Origin of the sequence: Algoriphagus mannitolivorans DSM 15301, from assembly GCF_000429425.1 — a bacterium.
Taxonomy (GTDB): domain Bacteria; phylum Bacteroidota; class Bacteroidia; order Cytophagales; family Cyclobacteriaceae; genus Algoriphagus; species Algoriphagus mannitolivorans.
Genome location: NZ_AUBV01000005.1, coordinates 377,090 through 397,483, shown reverse-complemented (window position 1 = coordinate 397,483; position 20,394 = coordinate 377,090). Strand labels below are relative to the sequence as shown.

The 20,394-nt window shown below is 41.3% G+C and carries 16 protein-coding genes, 1 tRNA gene and 1 rRNA gene; 4 read left to right on the top strand and 14 right to left on the bottom strand.

Annotation, left to right across the window (positions count from 1 at the left end; translation table 11 throughout):
* From G458_RS0106650 to G458_RS0106610, 7 genes are all read right to left on the bottom strand, one after another.
* Positions 1–229: ribosomal RNA gene (locus tag G458_RS0106650) — 16S ribosomal RNA — on the bottom strand; the annotation flags it as partial.
* Between the two features lie 552 nt (positions 230–781).
* The gene (locus G458_RS0106635) at positions 782–1,804 is read right to left on the bottom strand and encodes a PorP/SprF family type IX secretion system membrane protein (RefSeq protein ID WP_026951214.1); all 1,023 of its coding nucleotides are present in this window, start codon (positions 1,802–1,804) and stop codon (positions 782–784) included.
* Positions 1,801–4,146, bottom strand: a complete 2,346-nt coding sequence (locus G458_RS0106630; RefSeq protein WP_245579238.1) for a PKD domain-containing protein — start codon at positions 4,144–4,146, stop codon at positions 1,801–1,803. Before G458_RS0106630 ends, G458_RS0106635 begins: the two co-directional genes overlap by 4 nt.
* Positions 4,147–4,238: 92 nt before the next feature.
* Positions 4,239–5,510, bottom strand: coding sequence for an adenylosuccinate synthase (locus G458_RS0106625; RefSeq protein WP_026951212.1), 1,272 nt, complete (start codon positions 5,508–5,510; stop codon positions 4,239–4,241).
* Between the two features lie 144 nt (positions 5,511–5,654).
* Positions 5,655–5,996: an STAS domain-containing protein gene (locus G458_RS0106620; RefSeq protein WP_026951211.1), complete on the bottom strand. Its 342-nt coding sequence runs from the start codon at positions 5,994–5,996 to the stop codon at positions 5,655–5,657.
* Positions 5,993–6,463 (bottom strand): Fur family transcriptional regulator, encoded by a 471-nt coding sequence (locus tag G458_RS0106615; RefSeq protein WP_026951210.1) that lies wholly within the window; start codon positions 6,461–6,463, stop codon positions 5,993–5,995. The genes G458_RS0106620 and G458_RS0106615 overlap by 4 nt, the downstream gene beginning before the upstream one ends.
* 53 nt (positions 6,464–6,516) lie before the next feature.
* Positions 6,517–8,733 carry a RelA/SpoT family protein gene (locus G458_RS0106610; RefSeq protein WP_026951209.1) on the bottom strand — a complete coding sequence of 739 codons (2,217 nt, stop codon included), beginning with the start codon at positions 8,731–8,733 and terminating at the stop codon, positions 6,517–6,519.
* 162 nt (positions 8,734–8,895) lie between these two features.
* On the opposite strand from G458_RS0106610, the gene G458_RS0106600 reads away from it, so the two are divergent.
* The 4 genes from G458_RS0106600 (at position 8,896) to clpX (ending at position 12,372) form a co-directional block, all read left to right on the top strand.
* Positions 8,896–8,977, top strand: a tRNA-Leu gene (locus tag G458_RS0106600).
* 90 nt (positions 8,978–9,067) lie between these two features.
* Positions 9,068–10,396 (top strand): trigger factor, encoded by a 1,329-nt coding sequence (gene tig, locus G458_RS0106595; RefSeq protein ID WP_026951208.1) that lies wholly within the window; start codon positions 9,068–9,070, stop codon positions 10,394–10,396.
* A gap of 78 nt (positions 10,397–10,474) precedes the next feature.
* Positions 10,475–11,149 (top strand): ATP-dependent Clp protease proteolytic subunit, encoded by a 675-nt coding sequence (locus G458_RS0106590; RefSeq protein ID WP_026951207.1) that lies wholly within the window; start codon positions 10,475–10,477, stop codon positions 11,147–11,149.
* Positions 11,149–12,372, top strand: coding sequence for an ATP-dependent Clp protease ATP-binding subunit ClpX (gene clpX, locus G458_RS0106585; RefSeq protein ID WP_026951206.1), 1,224 nt, complete (start codon positions 11,149–11,151; stop codon positions 12,370–12,372). The genes G458_RS0106590 and clpX overlap by 1 nt, the downstream gene beginning before the upstream one ends.
* A 31-nt stretch (positions 12,373–12,403) precedes the next feature.
* On the opposite strand, the gene lpxB is transcribed toward clpX, so the two are convergent.
* From lpxB to G458_RS0106550, 7 genes are all read right to left on the bottom strand, one after another.
* Positions 12,404–13,513 (bottom strand): lipid-A-disaccharide synthase, encoded by a 1,110-nt coding sequence (lpxB, locus tag G458_RS0106580; RefSeq protein ID WP_035467843.1) that lies wholly within the window; start codon positions 13,511–13,513, stop codon positions 12,404–12,406.
* A gap of 42 nt (positions 13,514–13,555) precedes the next feature.
* Positions 13,556–13,939: a four helix bundle protein gene (locus G458_RS0106575; RefSeq protein WP_026951204.1), complete on the bottom strand. Its 384-nt coding sequence runs from the start codon at positions 13,937–13,939 to the stop codon at positions 13,556–13,558.
* A gap of 48 nt (positions 13,940–13,987) precedes the next feature.
* Positions 13,988–14,407 (bottom strand): 6-pyruvoyl trahydropterin synthase family protein, encoded by a 420-nt coding sequence (locus G458_RS0106570; RefSeq protein ID WP_026951203.1) that lies wholly within the window; start codon positions 14,405–14,407, stop codon positions 13,988–13,990.
* An 82-nt stretch (positions 14,408–14,489) separates the two neighbouring features.
* Positions 14,490–15,155, bottom strand: coding sequence for a hypothetical protein (locus G458_RS0106565; protein ID WP_035467841.1), 666 nt, complete (start codon positions 15,153–15,155; stop codon positions 14,490–14,492).
* Between the two features lie 90 nt (positions 15,156–15,245).
* A complete protein-coding gene (locus G458_RS0106560) occupies positions 15,246–15,713 on the bottom strand; it encodes a DUF4843 domain-containing protein (protein ID WP_026951201.1) in 468 nt (155 codons plus the stop codon).
* 11 nt (positions 15,714–15,724) lie between these two features.
* A complete protein-coding gene (locus G458_RS0106555; protein ID WP_245579237.1) occupies positions 15,725–17,230 on the bottom strand; it encodes a RagB/SusD family nutrient uptake outer membrane protein in 1,506 nt (501 codons plus the stop codon).
* Positions 17,231–17,251: 21 nt separating this feature from the next.
* Positions 17,252–20,314, bottom strand: a complete 3,063-nt coding sequence (locus G458_RS0106550) for a SusC/RagA family TonB-linked outer membrane protein (protein WP_026951199.1) — start codon at positions 20,312–20,314, stop codon at positions 17,252–17,254.
* Positions 20,315–20,394: the final 80 nt, after the last annotated feature.

The following is a 20,394-nucleotide window of genomic DNA, read 5'->3' as shown; positions in this document are numbered from 1 at the left end:
CATCCTTTACCGATAAATCTTTAACTATCTCTTGATGCCAATCAATAGTGCCATGGGGTATTAATCCAGATTTCTCCGGGCTATCCCCCTGTAAAGGGTAGGTTGCATACGCGTTACGCACCCGTGCGCCGCTCTCATTGAAGTATTACTCCCCCAACTGCCGCTCGACTTGCATGTATTAGGCCTGCCGCTAGCGTTCATCCTGAGCCAGGATCAAACTCTCCATTGTATATTGTCTATTTGTTAGTACACAGGATAAAACACCTAAGTGTTATACCCGCGCCTTCCTCAGGTTTTTATTTTGCCTTACAACATTTCAAAGAACTTACTCCGGACTTCCCCGGATTCGTCTGAAAACCGCCGTCTCCGGCCTGATTCCATCCTCGTTTTTCTGTTTTGGATTCCCCGTTCCTTCCGAACAGGGTTGCAAAGGTAAGAGATCTTTTTTACTCCGCAAGAAGAAATTTGAAATATTTTTTTTCTTTTTCCTCCGCTTTTAATCTCCTGTCAATGCTCTTCTTTCTAAGCTTCTTCACTCTCCTTTCGCCTCGCCTCTCGCTTTCCCTCGACCCCGTTTGCGTCGATTGGGAGTGCAAATATCGGGAGATTATTCTTCAACGCAAGAGCTATTTTCAAAAAATCTCATCATATCCTTTAAGTGATTGAAAATGAAATGGAAAATTTTCAAAAACTTTAGAAGAAAGAAAACCAATAATTTTCTCTCTCCACACCCTTAAAACGACATAAATCGAAATAAAATTCTGACTTTCAATATTTAAAACTAATACCGGAAGGTGGGTAATGGAGAAAAGTACCTTTTTCTTGGGTCTTGATTGGAAAAAACATACCTGATGGATATTTCATGAGAACCTCCAGATCCACTATAACCGAGCTTTGAAATCGGAAAATCAAAACTATACCCAAGTTCCAATCCAGACTCCAGGCTTATGCCTACCAAAGCCACTAAAGACTCATTATTGGGCAGTTCATATTTTGTAGGCAGTCCTCGATACCAAAATCCCAGCACCAGTGGTTCAAAGAAAAACTCTCCGCCTATATCAAGCTGGGAATATTGCCCCTGTCTTTTGTAGTTGAAGCCAAAAGCAAATGACCTCTCTTGGTCCGTGTTGTTGAAATAATCATTAATATCTCCTGGAGCCAAATTGAACCTATAGCCTCCATGAAGGCCATACCTAATTGGTAATTTTTCATTTAAGCCGGTCAAATAGCTGGTCTCGGGACGAAGTAAATGAAAACCAGAAACACCAAGCCAAGCTTTTTTTCCATAATACATCATCCCAACATGTACATCAGGAGCGCTTATTTGACTTTCTCCCTCAAAACCATCACCCGGAGATCCGATTATTTTTCCACGATCAATATCCAATTGTGTCCCCAAAATCACTTTATCAAACATCGCATCTCTCCTCACAAAGCTCCCTTGGGCCCCAGCCTGAATAAAATCGTTTTCAGAAATTTTCAACCGATAACTATATATCAATCCAATCTCGTTGATACTGGTCTGAGTAAAAGATTCATTTGCACCTTGAAGAATTATAGCAAAACCTGAATTCATCCTTTCCTCATAGAAATCAAAATATGCTGTATAACCCACAAAGGTCTGATCCAAAGCGGGCCATTGATTTCTAAAATTCAATCCCACCCTACTCATCCCAGTACTACCTGCCAAAGAAGGATTGAGGTAAAGGGGATTTGCATAGTATTGACTGTATTGCATATCCTGTGCAAGGCCGAAAATTCCTTGGGACATAAAAAAAACAATCAATATTAAGGCCTTCCTCATCTTATCAAGCTAAACTTCCCGCTCTCTTTCACCAATTCCCCGTCAGTTGCCACTCCATTAAAGCGGAATACATATACCCCGGGATTTTGTAAAACCCCCTCGAGGGTTCCATCCCATCCTTTCGTTTCCAAATCATCTGTTTTAAAAATCAATTCCCCCCAAAGGTTGAATATCAAAAGCTCGATTTGGACTAATCCTTTCCATTTGGGTAAAAAGGTTTTATTTTCTGAATGAAGGGGAGTAAATCCTGTTGGCATCATGACTCTATAGCTCTTTGTGATAGAGACCATTTTTGTTTTTGATGAAGGACAGCCATACTCATCCAGAACAGTCAGTTTTACTTCAAACTGGCCTTTTTTTCCAAATACATGAACTGGATTTTTGTCATCCGAACCAGTTCCGTCTCCAAAGTCCCAGTCCCATTTTATTCCTCTTGGGGCTGAAAGGTCAGAAAACTCGATGGGATCATCTGGAAAAATCCCTCCGCTAGCATCATCTCGGATATCTGTCCCCAACACCAAAAAGTCAAAATCTACCTCGAGGGGAGTTTCTTGAATGAATATTTCCACCTCCACAGGTTCGGAATAACAGTCAAGATTTTTTCGCTTCACCTGAAGAGTATAAAACCCGGACTTACTGACACTTTTCAATTCATTATTCAAAAATTGCTCATTGTTACCTTTTAACAGGTAATCAAATTTCGCTATGTCAAATCCTAGAATGTATTCCGTGACATTAACAGGGGTCTTAGGATCACAGCTCACTAGGGGTGCTTCAAAAATAATCTCCGGCACATCGGGATATTCCACTTCAATAGTCTTTGATTTTGCCGGACATCCTTTCAAGTTATATCCCCAAACTTCGTAAAGACCTTCTTCTGAAGCAGAAAACACACTTTGATTTGCACCAGGAATCAATTCACCATTTCTAAACCATTCAAATCTTGAGTATTGTTCTTGGCCAATTCCTTTGAGTTGAACATTTTCACCTAAGCACACTTCAATTTTTTCTCTTGGCTCATTTTCACCATTTATAAAAATATTGATAGGCTTTGGTGATTCGAAAATATCCAAGGTGATCGAATTTCCTTCTGAAGTTTTACCGTAGTTGTCAGTTATGGTGTAATATACTTTAACCTTTTTCCCTACAAAGCCCTCATTGGGGGTAAAGGTAAATCCCCCCGCATTATCACTTGCACGGAAAACTCCTTCAGGCAAAACCAAAAAACGATTAGACTCCAAGCAGCGGGCCTGTTGACAAATGTCTCCTTCATTTTTTTTAATATCCGCTTGAGACTTAAAAAACTGAAGACAACGGATCGTGCTGTTAATATTGGGCAGTTTTACTTCATCATCTTTAATGTTGAATTGATTTTCCTGACCTGCACAGGAAGTATAGTCATCGATCTCAATTCCTTCAGGGTTTTTCAAAGCCTCCTCATTCGAAACCTCAACTATCAGATTTCTTATTTCATGGAAATTGGAAAAACCTCCTGTCGAAGCAGAAAATCCAATTTTTAGATTCTTTGGAGCTGGAAAATCATAGGGACGATCAAATATGGTAACCATTCGTGGTTGATTGGCAATGGTAGTCACCATCATTCGAAGGGTTATAAAGTAACCTACCCCACCCGGATTAGGCTGGAGTTCCAAAAACACTTTCCGATATCCAACCTTATTTGGATCTGTCACCCTAGATGTGCCCGCCCCGCCGGAGCTAATAGGAAATTGAGCCCCCGGATTTAAACCATCTTTGTCTGTGCCCACATCATTCACTTTCCGCCCAACAACGAATGGATAATCAGTGCTCCCGTTTCCTGGCCCTCTTAAAACAATAGCATCCGGTGCCCTTCGGTTGGCATCTAGATCATTAAACCCCCCAATTCTTCCTTCTGAATTGGTCCCAAAGTTTCCAAATTCATCAAACCCAATCCCTAAATAGGCCCCCGACAATCCCGGTTCGCCATTTCTTTGGGCATATCCTAGTGATCCTCCAAATCCTCCTGCACTGAAAACGGGAGTATCTGCATCAAATAAAAAAACAGTCAATCCGTCGGCTAAAAATTGACCCAATCCTCCATAGCTGAAATACTCAAATTCTGCCTTAAGTCCATAGGTCGAGGGAAAGGGGACATTGATATAAATGAATCCTCGCTGGTTGTTCTGATTGGAGGTTAGCCTAAGTACTCCGTTAGTTAAAAGAGCATCTCCTCCAAAAACAGTTTCATTTAAGGTATTGGGCGTGGTAAAAGTTTCACAATAAGGAAACCCGATCTGCCCAAAGCCAGAGGAGATATTCATCATCCCTACGATCCAAATCCAAATCCAAAAAGCTCTTTTCACCAAGATTAATTTTCAGAAAAATAACTCCAACTTCCCCATAAAACAAAAGCTCCTGAGTTTTACTCAGGAGCTTTTGAATATGTAGATAAATTTTATCGCAAAATAGTCTGAATACGATCTGGTCCGACCGAAATCAGATTGATTGGAACATTTAGCTCTTTCTCAAGATAGGCAACATAAGCTTTAAGCTCATCAGGAAAGTTTTCATAGGATCTTACATCAGCCAAGGAGCAATTCCAGCCCTTCATGGTTTTGTAAACCGGCTTCACTTCCATATCAGTGATTTCGAAACTCAAGCGATCAATTTTCTCCCCGGAAGGCAACTCATAATGTGTACAGATTTTGATCTCTTCGAAAATATTCAAAACATCAGCCTTCATCATGTAAAGCTGAGTCACCCCATTGATCATAATAGAATATTTCAATGCCGGCAAATCCAACCAACCACATCTTCTTGGGCGACCTGTAGTACTGCCAAACTCATTACCTTCTTTTCGCATCGCCTCTCCAGTCTCATCGAAAAGCTCTGTTGGGAAAGGGCCACTACCAACTCGTGTACAATAAGCTTTGAAAATCCCAAAAACTTCCCCGATTCTGGATGGCGCAACACCTAATCCAGTGCAGGCTCCAGCAGCCATGGTATTGGAACTAGTGACGAATGGATAGCTTCCAAAGTCAACATCCAGCAAAGATCCTTGAGCACCTTCTGCCAGAATTCTCTTGTTGGAAGCCAAGGCACCATTTACCACATATTCGCTATCAATCAGATTTAAGGTTTTAATAAACTCAACAGCTTCAAAAAATTGGACTTCCATTTCCTCCAACTTGTCGGTTGGGTAATTGTAGAAGGAAAGGGTAGTCTTATGTTTTTCGAGTAGGGTATCGTACTTATCCTTGAAGTCCGGACTTAAAATATCCCCAATTCGTAAAGCCGATCTACCGATCTTATCCTGATAAGTCGGTCCTATTCCTTTAAGTGTAGATCCAATCTTCTTATCACCTTTGGACTGCTCATAGGCAGCATCCAACAATTTATGGGTAGGCACAATGATGGTCGCCTTTTTAGAAATCACCAGGTTTTTTCGGTAATCAATCGAAAATTTACCAAGCCCATCAATTTCTTTTTTCAAAATAATGGGATCCAAGACCACTCCGTTTCCAATAATATTCAGAATCTGGGATCTAAAAATTCCAGATGGTATCTGATGAAGCACGTGTTTAATGCCATCAAATTCCAAGGTGTGCCCAGCATTTGGACCTCCCTGAAACCGGGCAACCACCTCGTATTGAGGCGCTAACACGTCAACTATTTTACCTTTTCCTTCATCTCCCCACTGGAGACCCAGCAATACATCCATCTTCATTTGATGCGCGATCTTAGCTAAAACTTGAGTTTTTAAAGGGCGAAATTTGCGATTAGGGGATAGAAAACCAAGGGAAAAAGCCTATTTATTCTCTAAAACAAAAAAAGCTGCCCTGAAGCAGCTCTTTCCAAGATTCGGATATTTCTAGTTTTTTAACTTAAAATCGTCCACGGAATCATACACCGTGAAAATATTATTCAGCTTGGTGATGATAAGTAGTTTTTTGACATGCTCTGAAGGTGAGGTGAGGTAAACTTCCCCTCCCACATTTCGCATTTTGGTCAACATGGTGATCAGAAGTCCAATTCCACTTGAGCTAATATACCTTACCTCGCTAAGGTCAATCACAAAGGTCTTCGCTCCTTCTTGGATGGCATCCGAAATTAATTCCACCAGCTTGGGACCAATTTCATCCCCGATCAAGTCGCCTTGGATAAAAAGATAATTTGCCTTCTCGTCCTTTTGGTGCGTGTAGGTCAGTTTCATGAATCGGATTTTTTATTTGGACAATTTTCTCTGTGACAATTCCCGTACAAAATAAGTGAATGATGCAATACCTGAAAGTTTAGAATTTCTCCTACGGTATTCTGAATATTTTGGATTCGCGGATCGCAAAATTCCAAAACTTGATTGCAATCCACACAAATCAGGTGATCATGCTGCTTGTATCCATAAGATTTCTCAAACTGGGCCAGATTTTTTCCAAACTGATGTTTGGTCACCAAATCACACTCCACCAATAAGTCCAAGGTATTATAAACTGTGGCCCGGCTGACTCGGTAGTTTTTGTTTTTCATGCTGATGTAGAGTCCTTCCACATCAAAATGACCAGATCGACTGTAAATCTCCTCCAGGATTGCATATCTCTCGGGAGTTTTTCGAAGCTTTTGGGTTTCTAAATAAGCAGTGAATATCTTTTTGACTTCCTCGAAATGGGATGTATTCAAAGTCATGTCTCAGTTTTTTTTCAAATATAACTTTTGTTGGACATAAAAGATTCAAGGTTTTAGTCAAAGCGGGTAACCTTGATGATCCCATCTACCTCTTGGAGGTTTTGGATCAAATGATCCAAGTGCTCGGTACTGTGAACGTACAGCTTTATTGTCCCTTCGAAAATCCCTGCATCTGAATCTACTGTGATAGATCTCATATTCACTTTCAATTCATTGGAAATAACTTTAGTGACATCGTTGATCAAACCTACCCGATCGGTTCCGACAATTCTAAGACCTGCCAGAAAAGCAATTTGTTTTTGACTCGTCCATCTCGCCTTAATTACTCGATTTCCATGGTTGGAGAGCAACTCCAAGGCATTCGGACAGGAGGTTCGATGAATTTTGATTCCTTCATTCACTGTCACAAATCCAAATACATCATCTCCCGGAATCGGATTACAGCATTTGGCCAGAATATAATCCACTACATCCATATCCTCACCAATCAACAATTGATCATGATCAGGACCTTTGATACTTTTTATCTCCTTGGTAAAGGTGGATTCATCCTTGACTTTATCACTGGACTTGGCCTTTAACTTCTGCTTCTCCTTAAAATCTTTAAAAGACTTGATTGAGGTGGGGTCAATTATGCTTTTTCCTACTCGATAGTAGAATTCATTGGCAGTCTTCAACTCAAAAAAGGCCCGGAGCTGCTCGATAACCTCGGAGGAAAACTCCATTTTCATGGCTTTCAATTTTCGCTGGACAATTTCTCGTCCATCCAAAATCGCCGACTTTTTCTCCTCTCGGAGAGCGTCTTTGATCTTCGCCTTCGCCCTAGAAGTAACTACATGGTTTAACCAATCCTCTGTGGGCTTTTGCTTATTTGAAGTAAGAATTTCGACCTGATCACCATTTTTCAGCTTGTGAGTAATGGGCACCAAACGCTGATTCACCTTAGCTCCAATACATTTTGCACCGATCTCGGTGTGGATTTCAAAAGCAAAATCCAAAGCGCTGGCCCCATGAGGCAATACTTTCAGATCGCCTTTTGGAGTAAACACAAAAACTTCATCATGGAAAAGATTTCCTCGAAAATCATCCATGAACTCTATCGCATTTCCATCATTGGATTCCAGCATACTCCTCACCTGGTTGATCCAGTCATCCAGCCCGGATCCTGACTTCCCTGGAACTTCTTTCTCCTTATATTTCCAATGAGCGGCATAGCCTTTTTCTGCAATTTCATCCATTCTTGTGGTACGAATCTGGACTTCTACCCATTGACCGGTCTGACTCATTACTGTCGTATGGAGAGATTCGTATCCGTTGGACCTTGGCGTACTGATCCAGTCCCGAAGTCTGTCTGGATTAGGACGATAAAAATCCGTCACTACGGAGTACACTTGCCAACAATCCGCCTTTTCATTTTCCAACTCACTATCCAAAATAATTCTGATAGCAAACAGGTCATACACCTCCTCGAAAGGTATCCCCTGCTTTTTCATTTTGTTATATATAGAATAGACTGACTTAGGTCTTCCTTTGATGGTAAAATTGAATCCTAGCTTTTCCAATTCCTCCTCAATCGGCTGGATAAAATTCTTGATGAACTTATTCCGGTAGGTTTTGGATTCATTGATCTTTTTGACAATCTCCTTATAAGTATCCGTATCGGTAAACTTCAAATAAAGGTCTTCCAATTCAGACTTGATGGCATACAATCCTAATCTATGCGCCAAAGGGGCATAGAGATACATGGTTTCGGATGCTATTTTCAGCTGTTTATGCCTTGGCATGCTGGACAGGGTCCGCATGTTGTTGAGGCGGTCGGCAATTTTGATCAAAATTACACGGACGTCGTCTGAAAGGGTAAGCAGCATTTTCCGGAAATTCTCTGCCTGCTGGGAGCTTCCGTATTCAAACACTCCGGATATCTTGGTCAACCCATCAATAATGGTCATGACTTTATGTCCAAACTCCCTTTCAATATCCTCCAACTCCATATCCGTGTCCTCTACCACATCATGCAAGAGAGCGGCAATAATGGAGGTGGTTCCAAGACCAATTTCTTCTACACAGACCAAGGCAACTTCCAAAGGATGATAGATATAAGGCTCTCCTGATTTCCTTCGCATGTCTTTATGCGCTTCAAGAGAAATATTGAAAGCTTTTTTGATCAGCTTGGTATCTCCTTCTTTTAAGATGGGTTTTGCCTGACGAAGTATTTTTCGGTAGCGTTTAAGGATTTGTTTTCTTTCTTCTTCTACATCCACTTGGATCATACTGGAGTGATTTTATTCAAAGGTTGGTATCCTGATTGATTGATTCAATTTTTTTTGAAATATTTTTTTTGAAGCCTTGCAAAAAATTGGAATATCCCGTTACCTTTGCATCCACAATTGGAAAACGAGATCAAAATCATCTCGGGTCTGATTGAATCCATTGCGGATGTGGCGAAATTGGTAGACGCACTAGACTTAGGATCTAGCGCCGCGAGGCATGGGGGTTCGAGTCCCTCCATCCGCACAGCACAAGCCCTCAATCACTCCACTGTTTTGATCAGACAGGAAAGAGATTGGGGGTTTTTAATTCAACATCTGTTTAATTCTATACACCTTGGAAATTACATTAGACAAGCATTCAGCAAATCAAGCTTCAATTAAAATTAAGCTAAACGAAGCAGATTATCAACCAAAGGTTGATGCCAAACTAAAGGATTACGCCAGAAAAGCTGCCATTAAAGGATTCCGTCCAGGTAAGGCTCCTATTTCCATGGTAAAGAACATGTATGGAGTATCAGTGTTGGTGGATGAAATCAACAATATTCTGGGTGAATCCCTGAATAATTACCTGAAAGAGCAAACCTTCAGAATCCTAGGTGAGCCTCTTCCAGTAGAAAAAGAGGACAATTCCATTGATTGGAAAACTCAGAAAGACTTCGATTTTGAATATCAAATAGGTTTCGTTGAGTCCGTGGAAGTTCCTTTGGATAAGAAAACGAAAGGCACTAAGTACACCATTAAGGTTGACGACAAATTGGTTAACGAAACTATCGACAACCTGAAGTCACAATACGGTGAAAGCACCAACCCAGAAGTATCTGAAGCCGGAGATCACATCTACGGAGATCTAAAGGTTGTAGACGGAGAATTCTCCAAGACTCTTTCCCTTCCTACTTCAAAAATTTCCAAAAAACTAGCTGGTAAATTCACAGGTATCTCCAAGGATGCTGTAGTGGAATTCGAGTCCAAGGAAGTGAAAAAAGACGAGTGGACTGAAGCTTTTGGTCTTACTGCAGATGAAATTGCTGAAGTAAAAGGTGGATTGACCTTTACAGTAAAGAATATCAACCGCACTGCTGAAGCTGAATTAAATCAGGAGTTTTTTGACAAAATCTTTGGTCCAGACCAAGTAAAAAGTCTAGAAGAATTCACTGAGAAGGTTCGCGAGACGCTTCAGGGAAGCTATGATCGTGAATCCAAAGTATTCACAGAGGAGGAATTGAAGAAAGAATTGGTAGAAAAGGCCAATATTTCTTTGCCTGATACCTTCCTTAAAGAATGGTTACTCAAGGCCAACGAAGGAAAAGTGACTGTTGAGGATGTAGAGAAGGAATATCCAATCTATGCGAAGCAGTTGACTTGGTCTTTGATTTCCAATCAGATCGCAAAAGACAATAACATCCAAGCAGAGCATGCTGATGTGATTGAAAAAACCAAGGAAATGATCCGTGAGCAATTTGCTTCTTCAGGATTGGGAGCTCAGTTGGAAGCAAGTATGGACGTATTTGTAGACAACTATCTCAAAGGAAATGATGGTCAGAACTATATGAATATGCTGACCTCTGTACAGAATGAGAAAGTTCTTGCCCTGGTTCAGGAAAAAATCGAACTCAAAGAAAAGACCATCTCCATTGACGAATTCAAGGAACTTTTGGAGAAGTAAATCGATTTAGAGTTTATATATTGAAAAGTCCTTTTTTAAAGGACTTTTTTATTTTTGTTTACCACAACAAGCTCAAAAATGATCAACAAAGAAGAATTCAGAAAGTACGCTATTCACAATCAAGGCGTTAGTGGAACTGCTTTTGACCAGTACACCACTCATATCGAAAACATGACCCGGGCGGTAATTGAAGAGCGCCCATCCAATTTCCGTGAGATCGATGTTTTTTCAAGATTGATCATGGACAGAATCATCTTTTTGGGAACTCCAGTGGATGATCACATTGCCAATATCATCATTGCCCAGCTTCTGTTTTTGGAATCAGTAGATTCTAAAAAAGATGTGTTGCTGTACATCAATAGCCCGGGAGGTTCTGTGACTGCCGGTCTAGGAATCTATGACACCATGCAGTACATTGGGCCGGATGTAGCTACTATCTGTACAGGAATTGCTGCTTCCATGGGAGCGGTTTTGTTGGCCGGTGGAGCCAAAGACAAAAGATCTGCACTTCAGCACTCCAGAGTGATGATTCACCAGCCTTCCGGAGGAATGCAAGGTCAGTCCAAAGACATGGAGATCTCTTTGAAGTTGATCCTTTCCATGCGTCAGGAACTGTATCAAATTCTTGCTAATCACACCGGAAAAACCTACGATGAGATCGAAAGAGATTCTGATCGTGATTACTGGCTTAAAGCGCCTGAGGCTAAAGAATACGGCCTGATTGACGAAGTATTAGTAAAAAAATCTAAATAATGGCTCAAGTTACCTGCTCCTTTTGCGGTAGAAACAAGAAAGATGTAGACCTGATGGTATCGGGCATTTCTGCCCATATCTGTAATTTCTGTATCGATCAAGCTCATTTGATTTTGGGTGAGGAGGAAAAGACCAAAAAGTCCACCGCCAAACCCAAATTCAACCTCAAAAAACCAAAAGAACTGACTTCTTACCTGGATCAATATGTGATTGGACAGGAGGATGCCAAAAAAGTGCTTACTGTGGCTGTATACAACCACTACAAGCGTCTTCAGCAAAAGGAAGATCATGATGAAATCAAGATTGAGAAATCGAACATTATCATGGTTGGAGACACCGGTACAGGAAAAACCTATTTAGCAAAAACTCTTGCCAAAATCTTGGAGGTTCCTTTCTGTATTGCAGATGCCACAGTTTTGACTGAAGCAGGTTATGTAGGAGAAGATGTAGAAAGTATCCTTACTCGGCTCCTTCAAGCAGCAGATTATAATGTAGAAGCTGCCGAAAGAGGAATTGTTTATATCGATGAGATTGATAAAATCGCCCGAAAATCAGACAATCCTTCTATCACAAGAGATGTCAGCGGCGAGGGAGTACAGCAGGCTATGCTAAAGCTTTTGGAAGGCACTGTAGTGAATGTTCCACCGCAAGGCGGAAGGAAGCATCCAGATCAAAAAATGATTGCTGTAAATACAGAAAACATCCTGTTTATCTGTGGCGGCGCTTTTGATGGAATCGCTAGACACATCGGGAAAAGATTGAATACGCAACCCATGGGATTCAGTAAAGTCAAAGGATCTATGGCTGCAGACCGTGAAAATCTCCTTCAATATGTCACTGCACAGGATTTAAAGGCTTTTGGATTGATCCCGGAATTGATCGGGCGTCTTCCAGTATTGACTCATTTAGATCCCTTGCACAAGGATGCCCTGAAGCGAATCCTTACCGAACCAAAAAATGCATTGGTAAAGCAATACACCAAATTGATGGCGATGGAAGGAGTTGCACTGAAGTTCGAAGAGGACGCACTGGATTTCATCGTAGAAAAAGCAGTGGAGTACAATCTGGGCGCAAGAGGTCTTCGCTCAATTTGCGAAGCAATCATCACTGATGCGATGTATGAATTGCCTTCCGATGATTCCATCAAGGAACTGGTGATCGACAAAGAATATGCCCAATCCAAATTTGACAAGTCTAAATTCAAAAGGCTTCAAGTAGCCTAAATTCAACAAAACCCCGACATAAGTCGGGGTTTTATTTTTTAAGAGATTCAAGAATCAATTTTGCTGTTTTTTCGGAGGCAGACTCCTCACCTATCTTTTTCCTTATCAAATCATAGCCTTGGAGCATTTCCCCTTTATATACTACATTGGTAAAAATCTTTTGTAGCTCCATTTTTAAATTTTCAACCGAAAAGTCATCCTGAATCAATTCTTTCACCACTTCTTTTTCAGCAATCAAATTCGGAAGAGAAATAAATGGTACCCGAATCAAACCTTTTGCAATTCGGTATGAAATGGCTGAAGTACGATAGACCACGATTTGCGGGACTCGAAATAAGGCTGTCTCTAATGTAGCAGTCCCCGAAGTCACCACAGCGGCTGTAGCATGGGAAAGCAGATCATAAGTTTGATTGAAAACCAATTTGATACCAGCTGCTTTTGCAGGCGCATAAATAGCCTCAGGAAGGCTATCCACTCCCGCTACCACAAACTGGGCATTGGGAAACTCCTTCACTAAGCTCACCATACGGTTAAGCATACTTAAGATTTCCTGCTTTCGACTTCCGGGAAGCAACGCGATAATCGGTTGATAATTCAACTCATTTTTCTGAAAAAAGAAATCATGTGGCTTAAACTTCCGGATTTCATCCAAAAGTGGATTCCCCACATAATTCACCTTCATATCATACTTACTGAAAAATTCAGGTTCAAAAGGAAGGATAGAATAGATTTGGTCTGTGATCTTTTTAAGATTCAAGGCACGCTTTTGATTCCAAGCCCAGACTTTTGGTGGTATGTAATAGTGAACAGGAATTCCCTTTTCCTTGGCAAAAGCGGCAATTTTCATATTGAAGCCACCATAATCCACCAAAATCAATGCGTCGGGCTGGTAGGCCTGGATATCCTCCTTGACCAATTTGAGGTATTTCAGAACTTTCCTAAAGCCTAAAACCACCTCCAAAAATCCCATTAATGCGACCTCTGAATAATCTACTGCAAGGTCGACTCCGACCTCCTGGGAGTAATTACCTCCCATTCCACGAAACCTAAGCTCAGGATTCAGCATTCTTAAGGACAGAACCAGATTAGATGCATGAAGATCCCCTGAACGTTCACCGGATATGATGTAGATAGATGACAATGCCAGTAAGAGGTCAATAGTGAATAGTAAACAGTATTTTCATCATTGATTATTTATACAAAACAGATTGGCTTTGTTGATCATGGCATTGAGCTTCCGATTAATGTTTTCGCATTTTATGAGAATAGAATTCAGCTCTTCAATTGATACCAAATCACAATCATATGCCACTTCTATCCAATGCCGTGTTTCATATTGTTCCGCATCACTATCAGTAAGTTTGGAAATAAAGTGATTAACATATCGCCTTTTGGCCCAAGATTCAGCAATTTGAGCACCAATGGATCTGGAAGCCCTTCTAATTTGGTCAGTCAAAGAAAATTTTTCTTCAGGAGGGAATCTCCTTGTGATCAAATAAATTTCTTTTGACAACTCTCGAGAGAGTAGGTAAACGTCAAGTTCAAAATAATTTTTTACAAAAGACATAAAATGAGGACAATACCATTTACCACTTACTATCCACAATTTACAAAATTAGTCCCCGTAATACTCCACAAAATTCCTCGGCGTCTCGTATAGTGTAAGCTTATAAAGCCCTCCATATTTGGTGATTTCCTTCACGGCAGGTTCAAGAATTTTCCAAAATTCCATCACCAAAATCTCGCAACTAGCAAGTTTTCCATGCATGAAATCCACATCCATATTTAGGTTTTTGTGATCAACTTTATCAATCACCAACTTTCTGATCAGAGTACTTAAGCTCTTCAAATCAACCACAAAACCAGTCTCAGGATCAGGCAAGCCTTTCACTGTCACAATCAATTCAAAATTGTGACCATGCCAATTGACATTAGCGCAAGGTCCAAAAACTTCAAAGTTTTTTTCATCAGACCAGGCTGGGTTCCAAAGCTTATGGGCTGCGTTAAAGTGCTCCTTTCGGGAAATATGAATCATCTCAAGTCCTAAATAGGACGCAAAATTATAAAAAAAGTCCCCAGAATAAAATCCGGAGACTCAGCATGCTAGGAGAATGAGCTTATTGGTTCAATGCGCGAACCAAAACCGCAAGATCTGACAGACTCTTAAAATTAAGTTTTTGACTTTTTTGGATGGACATTGCTTTGTTGTAATCCTCTCCAAAAACCTCCTCCAAATCCTTGCTTTTGTTTTTCACCAAGTAAAGCACCCCGTCTTTGGCAATAAAGAAGTCTTCTTGGTTCTGAAAAGCCTTTGCGGCCTGAGCTCCATAAGTAGCAGCTACATCATCCACCATTATTTTGTAGGAATGAAGAAGAAGGGTGTATTTGCCTTCTTCTACGACTTGGAGAAATCTTTTTTTAGAAAGGGTCGGTAAGGTAAACTCAGAAGTATATTTTGTCTCCTCGCCCATGTCATTGAGAAAAGAGAAGCCTTTTAATTTTTCAGGAGAATACGCAAAAAGATTACCTTCTAATTTGTATTCTAAAGTATGCTCATACCCATTGAGTGCAATCTGTAGTCCCTCGACCCTTCTACCATCCTTAAGTTCCAAGACACCCTGTTTAAATTCCTGGAAGTATGCACTACCCTTAACCTCGCGGTAAGGATTAGTAGTGATCGGAATACCTGTACCGCTATCTCTTAAAACGGCAAGCTGGGCAAAGACTTGTCCTGAACAAAATCCAGTCAAGATCATGAGAATGAGAAAAGAAAATCTTTTCATAGTCTTATGTATAGTTGGTTATTGAAATATGTTCTAAAAATAAGAGGCTGCCTCCCGAAAGAAACAGCCTCTGTATTTATTTAAGACAAATTAAGGATTAGGTCTAGTAATCCGAAGTTGTACTTGTTTGTAGTTCTCGCTAGGAGAGATGGTAGCATTACCGTCCAACTGAAGAAGCAAGTCCACAGAACCACCAAGTCTACCGGTATTGACCACATTTACAGTCAATGTACCTGTGCTGGAGTTAGCTGGGATAACCAGTGTTCCGGCAGTAGTAAAATCAGTACCAGCGACAGCAGTAGTACCAGTGGCAACTACTGAATAGTTGATGGTCTCATCCGTAGAACGCTGAGGAGCTACTAAGTTAACCTGAAGGCTAACTGTTCCAACAGTGTTAGCCACTGTGATTCTTGGGTATTTTTCTCCAGTGACTGGAGTTCTTACAACGGCATCTTGAAACTCAACAAGAGATCCATTCCAAAGAGGATAGTCCTGCTCGATACAGGAAGTGAATCCCAAAGCCAAAACGAGTGAAAGAAGTGCAAATATCTTTTTCATAATTCCAATTATTAATAGCCTCTGTTTTGGTTAAGATTTGGATTACCGTCAACTTCTCTCTGAGGAAGCGGAGGCAAAATACGGAAGTCATCAAACTGAACATTGACTACTGGAGTTGTTTTGACGATTGCTCTGCCATTTCTCTTCAAGTCAAAGAATCGATGACCTTCAAAGGCGAATTCTTTAAATCTTTCCAATAGGATTTCATCCAATAGAGCCTGTCCAGACAAAGTTACAGCGCTAAGACCTCTAAGAGCTTTGAAAGCATTCAATTCGCTCAAAGCAAGGTCTGTGTTACCTAGTCTGTAGTTAGCCTCAGCTCTATTCAGGTGCATTTCAGACTTTCTGATTACAGGCACGTTGTCTGCATAAGCGAAACCGCTCTTAGACAAGAACTTGGTACACTCGATTTGGCGACCAGCACCTCTAACTGTGTTACCAGTAGTATAAAGTTGAGCACGGATGTCAGAGTTACGGTTCACATCCCAGTTGTTGTTATCCGAAGCAGGTGTTCCAGTCTGAAGTTGAGTCAAACCAAAGAATCCTCTTACTGTAGCATTTGGAATGAAGTCACCCCAACCACCTTGAGAGTTTTTGTTGGTAAGGTTCAACAAAGCAGTGTAAGAAGATTGAAGTGATTCGTTTACACCAATAGATTCTTCTGCAAGTGCGAATCTCACCTCAAACATTGACTCTGGGTTGATTGCTGCTCTCCAACCAGTAACATAAGCATTACCAGAAAGAACAGTTCCCACGCTGCTGCTCAATGCCAAAGTAGATTCAGAAACAGCTTTAGTCCAATCACCTTTGTAAAGAGCAACTCTAGAAAGAAGCGCTGAAGCAGCTCCGGAAGAAGCATACTGAACACCTCTTGAAGTCAACAATCTTTTGGCGTCTTCCAGATCTTTATAGATTTGGTCGTAAACCTCATTGATTGAAGCTCTAGCTGGCTGACGGTTGAAAGCCGCTCCTGAGGTGATCACACCTTCAGTTACCAAAGGAATACCACCCTGATCAATTACACCACCTTGGAAGATAGCTGTTGGGATGTAGGAGTAAACCTTAACCAAGTCGAAATAGTAAAGCGCTCTCAAGAATTTCGCTTCACCTTCCCAACGGGCCAACTGAGCTGCCGAAGCTCCCTGAACTCCAGGAAGACCATCGATGATCAAGTTCGCCTCATTGATTGCATAGTAACTGTTTTGCCAAAATCCAGCTTGGAAATGAGCGTTAGGCTGATTGTTATTCTCACTGATCAGACGACCGGAGTTACTGGTAGTTTGGCCTACATCTGCCAAAGCATCTGACAAAGCCAAAAGATCTCTTCCGTAATTTCTAACTGATCTTAGACGTGCGTACACAGAGTTAAGTGCAGCATCTACCGCATCTGGAGTATTTAAAGCTCCACTTGCATCAATAGACTGTCTTGGGTCCACTTGCAATCCACTTTCACAACCACCTAAGAGGACAGATCCGATAAGGGCTACAGAAAGAGTTGCTTTTTTAAATATGTTCATTTTTTTCATCGCTTAAGGGAATTAGAAGCCGATTTGAAGACCGAAGGTATAGCTCTTAGTCAAAGGAATTTGACCAGTACCTGCACCTGTAAATTCAGGGTCATAACCAGGATAATCAGCGTATGTCCACAAGTTCATGCCTTGTACATAAACTCTAGCTCTGCTAAGTCCAATATTGGAAATCAAGCTAGGCTTGAAGCTATACGCAAGAGTCAACTGAGAAAGACGGATAAAATCAGCCTTCAACAAGTTGGCGCTACCTGAGTTTCTACTAGCCCCTCTAGTCTCGTTACCAGCATTGGTAGTCAAGTTTCTTGGAATGTCAGTGATTTGACCTGGAGTAGTCCAAGATCTGTCATTCACTTCTCTCAATGCATTCAAAGTAAGACGAGTACCGTTTTCTCTCAAGAAGTTATACTGACCGTCAGATACCATTGCTCCGTATTCGTAGTTGAAGAATGCAGTCAATTCAAATCCTTTATAGCTGAAGTTATTGGTCAAACCACCATAAGTGGTAGCCAAGTTAGAGCCGAAATAAATTCGGTCAGCAGCCAATGGAAGGTAAGTGATATTTCCATTGATGTCGAACCACATTGGACGACCAGTCGCAGGGTTTACACCAGCATATCTCTGAGTAAAGTAAGAACCTGGAGCTGTATCACCGGCACCTGCAGGGTTACCAACTGGCTGACCTACTGCGATACCTGGGTTAGCAGGAAGGAACTGCAAATCATCATACAAGCTCAACACTTGGTTTTTGATTTTGGTGAAGTTGAAGGAAGTTTTCCAAGTGAATCCACCCTTGTCAATATTAACAGTGGTCACTTCAAATTCAATACCTTTATTTTGAAGCTCACCTACGTTGTTGGCGATATCACCAAACCCGTTTGTCCAAAGAATTGGCTGATCCAACAAAAGGTCTTTCGTTCTTCTGTCAAATGCATCGATGGAACCTGTCACTCGGTTGCCGAAGAATCCATAGTCCAATCCGAAGTTCAAGGTAGTGTTGGTTTCCCAACCTAGATCAAGGTTCGCCAAAGAAGATGGTCTAATACCGGCGTTGCCTGCATAATTACCTGCTCCTTGATACAAACCTCTTGCTGCAAAGTTTCCGATCTGGTCATTACCAGTCAAACCATAAGACGCTCTCAATTTCATTTCTGAAACTGAATTAGATTCTTTCAAGAAGTCCTCTTCCACCAAGCTCCATCCTAATCGGATAGAAGGGAATAGACCGAATCTGTTGTTCTCACCGAATCTGGAAGATCCATCATAACGTGCAGTAACAGTAGCCAAATACTTTTTCTTGTAATCGTAGTTTGCGGAAGCAAATACACCCATTCTTCTGTAACCAGTCCAGAAACCAGTGATGGATTCAGGAGTTGCTGCAGACTGAATAGTTCTAAACTGGAAAGTTGGGAATCCAATACCTGCACCGGAAATACCTTCTCTTGTCTCAGACAAGAATTCGAAACCTAGGATTGCAGAAACGTTGTGAACTCCATTATAGGACTTATTCCAGTTCAAAGTCTGAGTAGAAATAAATCGGGTTCTCCAGTCCTGCTGAACAGAGCTTCTACCTCTTACACCCGCTCCGTCTGGAGTTCTTGGGTCTCTGTAAGAATCACCTTGAAGCAATCTGTAGTCAATACCAAACAAAGATCTGAAGGACAAATTATCCAAGATTTTGTAGGTACCGATCATGTTACCCACTACGGTGTTTGTTCTCTGCAAACCAGAGTTGTATTCATTTACCAAAACGACGTTTTGGCCCAAAACACCACCAATAGCAGTATTGAAAGTACCGTCCTCGTTATAGATTGGATTATGAGCAAGAATAGCAGATGCAGAGAATGCAGGGCTACCTAAGAAAGAGCCAGAAACCGCAAAAGGAATATTCTGCTGGAAAGTAGACAAGTTGATATTGGTTTCAATGTTCAACTTGCTATTTGCCTTGTGAGCCAAAGCAACTCTTACAGTACCTCTTTCAAAATCCACTGGCTTGAAAGAAGATTCTTGATAATTGTAGGATCCAGAAAGGAAGAATGTGGTCTTGTCATCACCACCAGACACAGACATTTCATAGTTCTGCAATCTGCCGGTTCCCATTACTTCTCTTTGCCAGTCGTAAGTAGGAAGGCCCAAACCGATTTGGTTCAATTCTTCTCTAGATAGCTGCTGCCAGTTAGAAGGAAGGCGACCCATGTTACTCAATGCATTAGCTTCTGGAGCAGTATTTCCAGAGTTGATGAATGCATTTTTTCTCATTTCAAACCACTCAGCACCACCTAGTACATCGAGGTACTTCATTGGCTGGGTTTCCCCTGCAAAGGCATTAAACTCGAATTTTGCTTTTCCTTGCTTACCTTTTTTGGTAGTAATGATTACTACACCGTTTGCAGCCTGAGAACCATAGATTGCAGCAGAAGCCGCATCTTTCAAGATCTCCATTGACTCAATGTCATTAGGGTTCAAGAAAGCCAATGGGTTAGACTGGGTGAAGGAAGCATTGGACTGATTGTTCAACTGAACACCGTCCACAATAAATAAAGGCTCGTTGCCAGCGTTGATAGAACCTACACCACGGATACGGATGTTAACCGCACCACCTGGAAGACCATTGGATGATCTTACCTGTACCCCAGCTGCACGACCTTGCAAAGCACGGTCAAATGACTGAAGCGGTAGGTTTTCGATAGCTTCACCTTTTACGGAAGAAACTGCACCAGTTACTTCTCTTTTTGGCTGAGTACCATAACCTGTTACGATTACCTCACTCAAAGCTTTTACATCAGACTCAAGAGCCACATTGACTGTGGTTCTATTTCCGATGTTAACTTCCTGGGACAATAGACCCACAAAGCTAAATACCAGCACATTGCTGCCGGAAGGGACTGTGATAGAATACTTGCCATCAATATCTGTGGCAGTACCTATGGTCGTTCCCTTTACCAGAACTGTCGCGCCCGGAACACCCATACCATCTTCGGTAGAGGTGACGGTGCCAGTTATCACGCGGCTTTGGGCGAAAGCGATAACGCTCCCCAAACACAGCATGAGTCCTAGAAGTAAAACTTTCCTCATATGTTAAATTTGGTTTAAATAATCTTCAATCTTATTCATAGAATAGGATTTTTCCAATGGTCACTACCACAAAAGGTTAA

Excerpts from the sequence above, each read along its gene's own strand:
- G458_RS0106635 (WP_026951214.1), bottom strand. The coding sequence starts at position 1,804 with ATGAGGAAGGCCTTAATATTGATTGTTTTTTTTATGTCCCAAGGAATT.
- G458_RS0106625 (WP_026951212.1), bottom strand. The coding sequence starts at position 5,510 with ATGAAGATGGATGTATTGCTGGGTCTCCAGTGGGGAGATGAAGGAAAA.
- G458_RS0106620 (WP_026951211.1), bottom strand. The coding sequence starts at position 5,996 with ATGAAACTGACCTACACGCACCAAAAGGACGAGAAGGCAAATTATCTT.
- G458_RS0106615 (WP_026951210.1), bottom strand. The coding sequence starts at position 6,463 with ATGACTTTGAATACATCCCATTTCGAGGAAGTCAAAAAGATATTCACT.
- G458_RS0106610 (WP_026951209.1), bottom strand. The coding sequence starts at position 8,733 with ATGATCCAAGTGGATGTAGAAGAAGAAAGAAAACAAATCCTTAAACGC.
- G458_RS0106590 (WP_026951207.1), top strand. The coding sequence starts at position 10,475 with ATGATCAACAAAGAAGAATTCAGAAAGTACGCTATTCACAATCAAGGC.
- clpX (WP_026951206.1), top strand. The coding sequence starts at position 11,149 with ATGGCTCAAGTTACCTGCTCCTTTTGCGGTAGAAACAAGAAAGATGTA.
- G458_RS0106575 (WP_026951204.1), bottom strand. The coding sequence starts at position 13,939 with ATGTCTTTTGTAAAAAATTATTTTGAACTTGACGTTTACCTACTCTCT.
- G458_RS0106570 (WP_026951203.1), bottom strand. The coding sequence starts at position 14,407 with ATGATTCATATTTCCCGAAAGGAGCACTTTAACGCAGCCCATAAGCTT.
- G458_RS0106565 (WP_035467841.1), bottom strand. The coding sequence starts at position 15,155 with ATGAAAAGATTTTCTTTTCTCATTCTCATGATCTTGACTGGATTTTGT.
- G458_RS0106560 (WP_026951201.1), bottom strand. The coding sequence starts at position 15,713 with ATGAAAAAGATATTTGCACTTCTTTCACTCGTTTTGGCTTTGGGATTC.
- G458_RS0106555 (WP_245579237.1), bottom strand. The coding sequence starts at position 17,230 with ATGAACATATTTAAAAAAGCAACTCTTTCTGTAGCCCTTATCGGATCT.
- G458_RS0106550 (WP_026951199.1), bottom strand. The coding sequence starts at position 20,314 with ATGAGGAAAGTTTTACTTCTAGGACTCATGCTGTGTTTGGGGAGCGTT.